At 46.9% G+C, this 8859-nt stretch carries 12 protein-coding genes; 10 read left to right on the top strand and 2 right to left on the bottom strand.

Annotation, left to right across the window (positions count from 1 at the left end; all coding sequences use genetic code 11):
* Positions 1-102 precede the first annotated feature (102 nt).
* Together LUQ50_RS00695 and LUQ50_RS00690 are read right to left on the bottom strand one after the other, a co-directional pair.
* A complete protein-coding gene (locus tag LUQ50_RS00695) occupies positions 103-408 on the bottom strand; it encodes a hypothetical protein (protein WP_300034660.1) in 306 nt (101 codons plus the stop codon).
* Positions 409-553: 145 nt separating this feature from the next.
* Positions 554-1234: a DUF4013 domain-containing protein gene (locus LUQ50_RS00690; protein ID WP_300034657.1), complete on the bottom strand. Its 681-nt coding sequence runs from the start codon at positions 1232-1234 to the stop codon at positions 554-556.
* A gap of 233 nt (positions 1235-1467) precedes the next feature.
* On the opposite strand from LUQ50_RS00690, the gene LUQ50_RS00685 reads away from it, so the two are divergent.
* The 10 genes from LUQ50_RS00685 to LUQ50_RS00640 all read left to right on the top strand — a co-directional run.
* Positions 1468-1794, top strand: coding sequence for a PadR family transcriptional regulator (locus LUQ50_RS00685; RefSeq protein ID WP_300034654.1), 327 nt, complete (start codon positions 1468-1470; stop codon positions 1792-1794).
* Complete coding sequence (locus LUQ50_RS00680; RefSeq protein ID WP_300034651.1) at positions 1781-2362, top strand: DUF1700 domain-containing protein; 582 nt, start codon at positions 1781-1783, stop codon at positions 2360-2362. Before LUQ50_RS00685 ends, LUQ50_RS00680 begins: the two co-directional genes overlap by 14 nt.
* Complete coding sequence (locus LUQ50_RS00675; RefSeq protein WP_300034649.1) at positions 2359-3129, top strand: toast rack family protein; 771 nt, start codon at positions 2359-2361, stop codon at positions 3127-3129. The genes LUQ50_RS00680 and LUQ50_RS00675 overlap by 4 nt, the downstream gene beginning before the upstream one ends.
* 53 nt (positions 3130-3182) lie before the next feature.
* A complete protein-coding gene (locus tag LUQ50_RS00670) occupies positions 3183-3485 on the top strand; it encodes a hypothetical protein (RefSeq protein WP_300034646.1) in 303 nt (100 codons plus the stop codon).
* A 121-nt stretch (positions 3486-3606) separates the two neighbouring features.
* The gene (locus LUQ50_RS00665; RefSeq protein WP_300034643.1) at positions 3607-4824 is read left to right on the top strand and encodes a hypothetical protein; all 1218 of its coding nucleotides are present in this window, start codon (positions 3607-3609) and stop codon (positions 4822-4824) included.
* The gene (locus LUQ50_RS00660) at positions 4821-6029 is read left to right on the top strand and encodes an FtsX-like permease family protein (protein ID WP_300034640.1); all 1209 of its coding nucleotides are present in this window, start codon (positions 4821-4823) and stop codon (positions 6027-6029) included. Before LUQ50_RS00665 ends, LUQ50_RS00660 begins: the two co-directional genes overlap by 4 nt.
* A gap of 2 nt (positions 6030-6031) precedes the next feature.
* Positions 6032-6745 (top strand): ABC transporter ATP-binding protein, encoded by a 714-nt coding sequence (locus LUQ50_RS00655; RefSeq protein ID WP_300034637.1) that lies wholly within the window; start codon positions 6032-6034, stop codon positions 6743-6745.
* A gap of 124 nt (positions 6746-6869) precedes the next feature.
* Positions 6870-7322, top strand: coding sequence for an IPT/TIG domain-containing protein (locus LUQ50_RS00650; RefSeq protein ID WP_300034634.1), 453 nt, complete (start codon positions 6870-6872; stop codon positions 7320-7322).
* Between the two features lie 148 nt (positions 7323-7470).
* Positions 7471-7962: a TspO/MBR family protein gene (locus LUQ50_RS00645; protein WP_300034631.1), complete on the top strand. Its 492-nt coding sequence runs from the start codon at positions 7471-7473 to the stop codon at positions 7960-7962.
* Between the two features lie 144 nt (positions 7963-8106).
* A partial coding sequence (locus LUQ50_RS00640) for a 4Fe-4S binding protein (RefSeq protein WP_300034628.1) occupies positions 8107-8859 on the top strand: 753 nt, incomplete at its 3' end.

The raw sequence follows: 8859 nt of genomic DNA, 5'->3' as shown, positions 1-8859 counted from the left end.
TCCCAGCAGTGCTCTCCTGCAGGAACTGCTTGACCGGTTCAGAAAGGTAAAAAACTCAGCATAAGGATAAGGCAGAATTTTTATCAAAAAAATCAACAGCCTTTATCCAGACTGCAATGGTATGCCACACCGTGGTGATCCTGACTGGGTGCAGGTCTTCTGGCATCCCTGCTGTCCTCTCTGACATCCATAACTTCCGGATTGACAACCGGCAGAACCCAGATCATAATTTTTACAGCAGGGAGAGTCACCAAATGCTTTTCCGGTTGAAGTATACCGGGTAACTTTTTTTCCTGGTTCAACTGGCTTGGCAGGGATAATTGCAGAAACCGCAATCCACCCGATGATCGCAATCACGAGAAGTAATCCAACGATGAGAAGAACGCGATCATTTCTATAGGATATCATGTACTGGTGTATGAAAGGTAATGTAAAGGAGTTTTTGACAGATTCAGCTACATTTCATGTTTCCTCATGAAAGAAAGATAGATTCCCAAAACTCTGTCCCGGGAGAGTGCATTAGTTCTCTTCTTTCCCGGTCAATAAAAAGAGGTTACAGATTCCCACTCTCATATACAAGAGTCAGGTACCGTGCTTCAAAGATCGTAAACACAACCGAGACAAAGAACATGATAATAATCCCAAGATATGGAATTTCTGTAATAAGATTGAAAATAATGCTCATCACAAAACTAATTATCCAGAGAACAATGGAGGCAAGAAGATATGAACCCCATCCAATCCCACGGATGGTTTCCAGGATTGCTGAGATGTTGAAGGCTTCCATGAACGATTCTGCCCGTGCCATCCGTATGATCCCGATGGATGAGATGAGAACAGTAATAATTCCCAGAAGAAAAACCAGCAGCCCACTCCCAATAATCGGGAGAATATAGGGTGCAAGATCATGAATATCAAAATGAAATTCACCACCTGCAACAACTGTGGAGATGATGCTCATGCCAACGGTCATGAATGAGGCAACAATAATGATGAGGACCGGAATAAAATACACACAAATTGCCACGAGATACTTCAGGCCGTCTACAAAGAGTTTACCCCATTTCTCGATATCAGGTGGAGGAGTCTTTCCCCGGTAGATCTCCATTGTGTATCCCATAATAAGTGGAAAGATGATCGACATGATGGCAAGAAGAATCCACCGTTTCCACTGTTGCCATACCGACTCTTTCGCATAATCGGCTGAGTCCCGAATTGCTGATCCAATATCCATGATGCTACCATCCGAAGTTTGTATGACTGGCATTTAAGGATATTCTATCAGGAATATAGAAATTCGGGATGATATCAGAAAACGAAGCCCACAAATCATTTAATATCTGTAAGTACAAGGATTATTCACTATCTTGCAATGCAAGATACCTCGAAAACAATGGAACCTGTCACTAATCAGAATTGTACTGTCAATCATCCGGTCTTCTCGCATGCGCAAGGAGGGAGAAACCGGTGAACGCGCAGTTCAAGAAAGGCGTTCTGGAGATGTGTGTGCTGGTGTTACTTGGTGAAAGAGATCGGTATGGATACGAACTTGTCCAGGATATCTCACATCGGTTCGAGATATCTGAAGGAAGTATCTACCCGTTGCTCAGGCGTCTTCGTGATGAGGGATCGGTGGTTACGTACCTGCAGGAGTCTGCTGAAGGACCTGCACGTAAGTATTATTCTCTCACAGAAAAGGGCGGAATAGTCAGAGATGATCTTGTTGCCGAATGGCAGGAGTTTGCTGCAGCAGTGAACGGGCTTGTAAAAGGTGAGAAACATGCAGAAGGATGAGTACCTTTCACTACTCAGACAGGCACTCAGAAATCTTCCTGATAACGAGCAGGTTGAAATCCTTGCTGAGTATGAAGAGCACTTCATGATGGGAATCGCAGACAAAAGAACAGAAGCCGATATCGCATCAGGACTTGGCGATCCCAGATCCATTGGAAGAGAGTACGCAGCAGTATCGCTGGTGAACCATGCAGAAAAAAGCCCGTCAGCAAGAGGCCTTAGCAGGGCAGTACTTGCAACTGTCGGACTCGGACTCTTCAACCTGCTGGTGGTTTTCATTCCGTTTGTGATCCTGTTCTTCCTGCTCGTGCTCATCCTTGTAATCGGGTTCTCACTGGTATGTGCCGGACCGTTCCTGGCAGGGTATGCAGTACTGATCCTTACAGGAATTATGGCCATGCAACTGGATGCACCGCCACTTGCAACAGTATTCTTTGGGATAGGCCTTACTTCATCGGGTCTGCTCATGATGGCAATAGATTACTGGTTAACCAGGATCTGTTATCGGCAGATGATCAGATATCTTCGGTGGAATATCGCGGTGATTACCGGGAGAGAGACATTATGATCACCGGAATCAGGCTTCCTGCCTTACGACAGGTGATCATCTGGCTGGTTATCATATCAGTTCTATCCTTCAGTATTGGTACAGCGATATCAATTCTTGAAAAGGGATCATACAGACCGATTGAACAAGAGACAGTTACTCCAATTCAGATTACACCAGGGGATATCACCCATGCGAGTATCAATCTAAAACTGGACAGTGGCAGAATCAACATTTCCGCCGGAGGCAAGGAAAATCTCATATCAGGAGTGATCGAAGGAAGAAATGCCAAAAACGGCCCTGATCTCTCATATACATCCATGGGGAAGGTTGGCTATCTGAATGTCACACAGGAGTCAACCCTCTGGTTTGATCCAATATCCAAAGAAGATTACTGGAATCTTTCTCTTGGACAGGATGTCCCTACCTCGCTCTACATCCAGATCGGTTCAGGCGATCTCGTATTAAGACCGGGAAAAACTAACCTCACCGATTTGAGTGTCAACCAGGGGACAGGGGATCTTACCATCGATCTGACTGAATGGAGAGGAGCACATCTTCTTTCTTCAATCGATGGAGGAGTAGGTAGAATTTCCATCATTCTTCCTCCGGGAACCTCAATTGCATCACGTGTAGAAGCAGGGATTGGAAGCCGAACCATTTCAGGGCTTGAAGGAGAGGAAGGGATCTATTATCACCTGATTCCTGACAGACAGGTACCCGTAATCTCTCTCTCGGTAAATCAGGGAATTGGTGATTTCACTATGAAGGTGGCAGATGGATCCTGAATATTGCAGTGTGTATAACCGGATGTATCGATGGCGGCTGGAACAGAGGGAAAATGACTGATCCAACCACTGCAGGATTTCTGATAATCCTGCTCATACTTCTGACTGTTATCTGGACATATCCCTTGTTCAGGGTTGAAATCAAGAGGGACATTAGGTTCCTCGCAATCAAGGCATGTGTTCATATCACGGCGGCCCTGGTGCTGTTCGGTCTTGCAGTTACTAACTGGAATTTCGACGTCTTTCAGATGCTGCGTCTGGTCGCCGGTTTTTTCCTCCTTTATGAAGGAACCATAACGATATTGAATATATATGCAGATATGAGAAGATCACCGATCCGGGAGAGGGGCACATAACCTTGAACTGCACTTTCCAACCCCAACAGAAATGATATCCGAACATCACAACTCAAGCATCAATCAGAGATCTATGATCAGAAAAAATTCTAATCACTGTACCATATCATGGAAATTCGCCTTGTTTATCTTGTTTTGGCTCATACTTGTCAATCTTCCTGCTTCAGCAGCAGGTGATACAACCCAGACCCCATCGGTAATCATCCAGGATTACAAGATTACTCCTGCAGTTCTGACCGCAGGCGAGAAAGGAACCCTCATGGTCACCCTTAAATCAGTAACTCCGGGAACAAAAACCAGTTCGATCACCTCTGGGAGCGATACGGCTTCTCTCAGTTCGCCAGTCATCCCATACATAGACTCGGTGACATTCAAGAGCAAGGATATTGAATTGCTCAGCGCAGACTCAAAATTTGAAGGAAACATCGGACCAGACCAGGCTGTGCCGGTCACATTCTACATACAGGCACCACAGAAAAACGGACTTTATTTCCCGGAGGTGTGGATCAGGGTTCGGGATGGCCAAAGCCTCAAATATCCGGTCCCGGTAAATGTCGGTACCCAGCTTTCAGTCCTGCGAACTCCCACACTCTCGCTTGAGAACTCATTCCCGCCAATGATCAAACCCGGCACCAAAATCGACGGGAACATCACTATCAGGAACGAAGGGTCGACTCAGGCAGATAATATTCAGGTAACGGTAAACGGATCATCCCCCTCGGTGATCGCTTCAGGGATCAGTTCATTCCAGATAGCAAATCTCCCTACTGGAGAATCAGTGACCAGGAATCTGGCTTTGCTGGTTGATAAAAACATTCAGGCAGGCCTGGTTGAGGTTCCGGTGAAGATGAACTATGTTCTTCTCGATGGTACCACCATGGAGCAGGTAGGGAGTATCGGCCTTGATATCAGAGGAGTAGCAGAACTCGGCATTACCGCGGTTGAGACCACTCCAAGCAGGGTAGCACAGGGAGAAAAATTCGACCTGATGATCCGGGTCCAGAATACCGGAACTGGTGATGCCAAGTCCGTGTCAGCGACAATTGATCTCCCGATCGGAGGGACCAGGGAAGCATTTGTCGGAAAGATCAAACCAGGCAACGACGCTCCGGCAACCTTCATCCTCGAAGGAGCAAAAGCCGGAGATTATCCATATAAGGCAACCATCAGTTGGAATGATGACTGGGGAGAACACTCCTTTACCCGCGATCTCTCGCAGACAGTTCCCGGATCAGATGATTCAGGTACCTATTATACAGGAGCGGTCATCCTGATCATCATCGGTGTCCTGGCATTCTGGTATTGGCGCCGAAGGGCTGATTCGGACGAGATGGTATGAGCCTGCAGCATCTGAAGGTCTCATTCTTCCTTGCGGTCAGGGGACTTCTCAGGGGGAGCAGAGGGAGCCTCTATCTCTCCATTCTCATCATTGCGATGGTCTTTACCAATATGATCTTCATGTCCTCTATCATCATGGGGGCTATCAAGAATTCAGAGCAGTCCATCATTGAGTACCAGACCGGAAACATTCTGGTCGGACCAAAAGAGAATGAACAGTATATCGAGGACATCAGCGGTCTGCTCGATAAACTGAACCGTATTCCCGGCGTCATCCGTGCATCAGCCCATTATTCTCTGGGAGCCACACTGAAAAATGAAGGTAACCGGGTTGGCGGGACCGTGATCGCGGTAAAACCGGATGATGAACGGATGGTCACCGGAACCTGGAAGAAGATGATCGAAGGGGAATACCTGTCAGATGGCGAGACAGGAGAAGTGATCATCGGGATTCAGACTTCAGGACATAAAGACGAGAACGATGATATGGGGCCTACACTCGGGTACGTCAGAACCGGTGACCCGGTGACCATCGAATACACAAACGGAGTAACGAGAGAATACCGGGTGAAAGGAATCTTTGAGACCAGGTCATATCAGGCAGATATGGAAATCTTTGTCACTTGGAACGAGATGGAGAGTGTGCTTGGACACCCGATCACTGATTCAACCGGGGTTATCATCAGAACATCTCCCGATCTTCCTGAAGCTCAGGTTAAACAGACGATCCTCCGGTTTGGGGTTCAGGAAGAAGTCAAAACCTGGCAGGATCTCCTGGAGGAGGCGTTTGGAAGGGCCATTGAGAGTTTTTCGATCATTAACAGTGTAACGGTGATCGTCAGTCTCGTCATCGCGATTGTGGTGCTCTTCATTGTGATCATGATCAAGACCCTTAACAATCGCCGCCAGATCGGAGTACTAAAAGCACTCGGGGTTGACAAGAGTATTATTATCAATAATTATCTCTTTCAGGTTCTGTTGCTAACCGCTGCAGGTACGATTCTGGGTATCTGTATCGTGGAGGGAATGGTAGGCCTGCTCACTGTGTTTCCGATTGTATTCCCTGATGGTGATGTCACCCCCTATGTAACCCCCGGTGATCTGATCTCAAACACAATCCTGCTCTTTATCGCGGCTGCAATCGCCGGATATATCCCTGCCTGGCGGGTTGCCAGCGAGGATATCATGACTGCCATGAGGAGCTGACCATGATAGAGGTTATTGATCTCTGCAAGGTCTACTCTATGGGGAAGGTGAGTGTGGATGCTTTGCAAGGGGTCACACTCTCGATCAAAAAGGGCGAGTTCGTCGGGATCATGGGAGCGTCAGGGTCAGGGAAATCCACCTTGCTCCATATGATCGGGCTTTTGGACAAGCCAACCAGTGGAAAGATCCTGATCGGCGGGGAGGACATCTCTACACTCTCTGATCATAAAAAGACCCTTTTCAGACTGAAACGGCTTGGGTATGTCTTTCAGGATTATGCCCTGATGCCAGAACTGACCGTTGAAGAGAATGTGTATCTGACCTCCATGGTGCGGGGAACATCAGAGAATGAATACCTCTCCCAGACTAAAGAGATCCTGACCCGTATCGGGCTGGCTGAACGATCTGATGCCCTACAGAGTGAACTATCCGGAGGGCAGCAGCAACGGGTTTCTATCGCCAGGGCAGTGGTTAACAGACCGGAGATTTTGTTCGCAGACGAACCATGTGCGAATCTGGACACCGTAAGCTCACAAAATATTCTCGATCTCTTCAGGAAGATCAACCATGAACTCCACCAGACCATCGTGATGGTCTCACATGAAGAATGGCATATGGAATACTTTGACCGGGTAATTATACTCCGGGATGGCAGGGTGATCTCTGATGGTCCTCCTGTGATACGGGACCATTGCATTATCCGGTCACCGGAATAGCCGGGAGGTTCATGAATATCACCGAATAATCTTCAAAAACCCTTTATTTTTTCTTAATTGATATTTTTTGGCCGATGACGACAATGATATTATAGCGACAGATCAAACATGGATGGTGGTTCTTATGGATCGAAAAATGCTCATTCTCGCAGCACTATTAGCATGCTGCCTCATTATCGCCTCTGTATCGGCTGCAAACACAACGAAGGTAGTAAACTCCACAACTTCTACAAAACAGATCAAACCAGTTCAGTCAGTCAATACGACTGCAGCAGTTAAAGTCCTGGTAAAACCCGCGGTAAGTTCGATCACCCCCAACAGCGGAATGCTCGGAACCAAGGCTGGATTTAACGTAAGTGGTTCTGACTTTGACAAGACCGCCAAAGTATACCTGGAGATGACGGTAATGAATCAGGACAAGGTCATAGCTGCTTCAAAGAACACCGTGATATCTGACTCCCTCATTAATGGAACATTTAAGATCCCTACCGGTGTACCTACAGGAGACTGGAATGTTGTCGTGAAACAGAAGGGACAGGTCAGCACCTCAAGTGTAAAGTATACCATAAAAGAATAACCAAATATCCAGATTAAAACATCTCTTTTTTTAGCCTCGCCGGTCATACCAGACGGCTATCAAACCAGGCCGATACCCAGGTGTATAAGATCACAAGCAGCAAGCAACTATGAATACTCGTCAATCCTTATAACGATATTAGAAGCCTATGAAGCACTTAACAATCCGCTCCTGCGTTCTTCTGATCGGGTGTATTTTCCTCCCGATTATGGTCGGAGTAATCGGCTCTCTCGTTACGTTATCATCAGTTTCCACCTGGTATGCATCACTTATCAAGCCAGTATTTGCCCCCCCGAACTGGCTGTTTGGTCCGGTCTGGACCCTGCTTTACATCCTGATGGGCATCTCTCTCTGGCTTATTATCAGAAACGGGATTGAAGATCAGACCGTAAGAAAGGGATTCATCATCTTTATTGCACAACTGCTGGTGAACCTCTTCTGGTCACTGGCATTCTTCGGGATGCAATCCCCGGTTATGGGATTCATCACAATAATTATCCTGGTAATTCTGATTGTATTCACGATTCGGACATTCAAAACGATCTCCCTGCCTGCTGCGTACCTTCTTATCCCGTACCTCTGCTGGACATGCATCGCTACTGTTCTCAATCTGTCAATTCTACTGCTGAACCACCCCTGATTTCACATGGATCAAACCCGCATTCCAATATTTTAACTCATCCAGAGTCCAAGAATCACCACAAAAATTAGTATTGATAGTCTCGAACTGAGAACGGGAATATGATTTACATGCATTGCATCAGAGATACTGATCTGATCTCATATGCAAATCCCCCAGATCATATCAGCTCCACCCTCCGTAGATACTGTTGCCAGGAAACACGGACGCCATACCATCGTGGCTTCGATATTAACCTTCTGTCTCGTGTTTTTCTTTACCAGTCATGGTACCGGTTCTCTTGTCACCGTTAGTATCAGCGGGCTGCTCGCTCTGGTCGGTGGACTGGTCACCTACTCGATCCTGAAGACGGGAACCATAAACCGGTTCAGACTCTTGATTTACACCGCGATGGGAATCATTTTTACGATCTCCTTCTCCGTCGAACACACGCTTACACGGGGAAGTATTCTCATGAGCGAGTCAATAGCGTCATCCGGCACTACACCAATCTGCCCTATTGCGATCCCGTTTGTATCTATCCCCCTGGCAATAACCGGTAAGATGATCTTTCCTTCTACGGTTGCAGCACTGTTGAGTATTCTGTTCTTCTGGCTGGCAATGGTCATCCTGCTCGGCAGGGGATGGTGCTCATGGATCTGTTTTTTTGGCTGGATAAGCCAGTTCTTTGCTGCACTTCCCAAAAAACCACTTATCAGACTCGAATCGGTACCGAAGTGGGCAAAGATGCTTCCCTATGCCCTGATGCTCTTTTTTATCCTGGTCGCTCTGGTGACTTTTTCACCATTATTCTGTTCCTGGGTATGTCCACTCAGAATACTCTACGATCCACCATCGGTAACAACCAGCATCGACTGGATAAAGGCCTTGATTTTTGTGATCGGGGGATTTGTGCTC

The organism is Methanospirillum sp. (assembly GCF_028679455.1).
Taxonomy (GTDB): Archaea; Halobacteriota; Methanomicrobia; order Methanomicrobiales; family Methanospirillaceae; genus Methanospirillum.
This window is presented reverse-complemented; position numbering and strand designations above follow the sequence as displayed.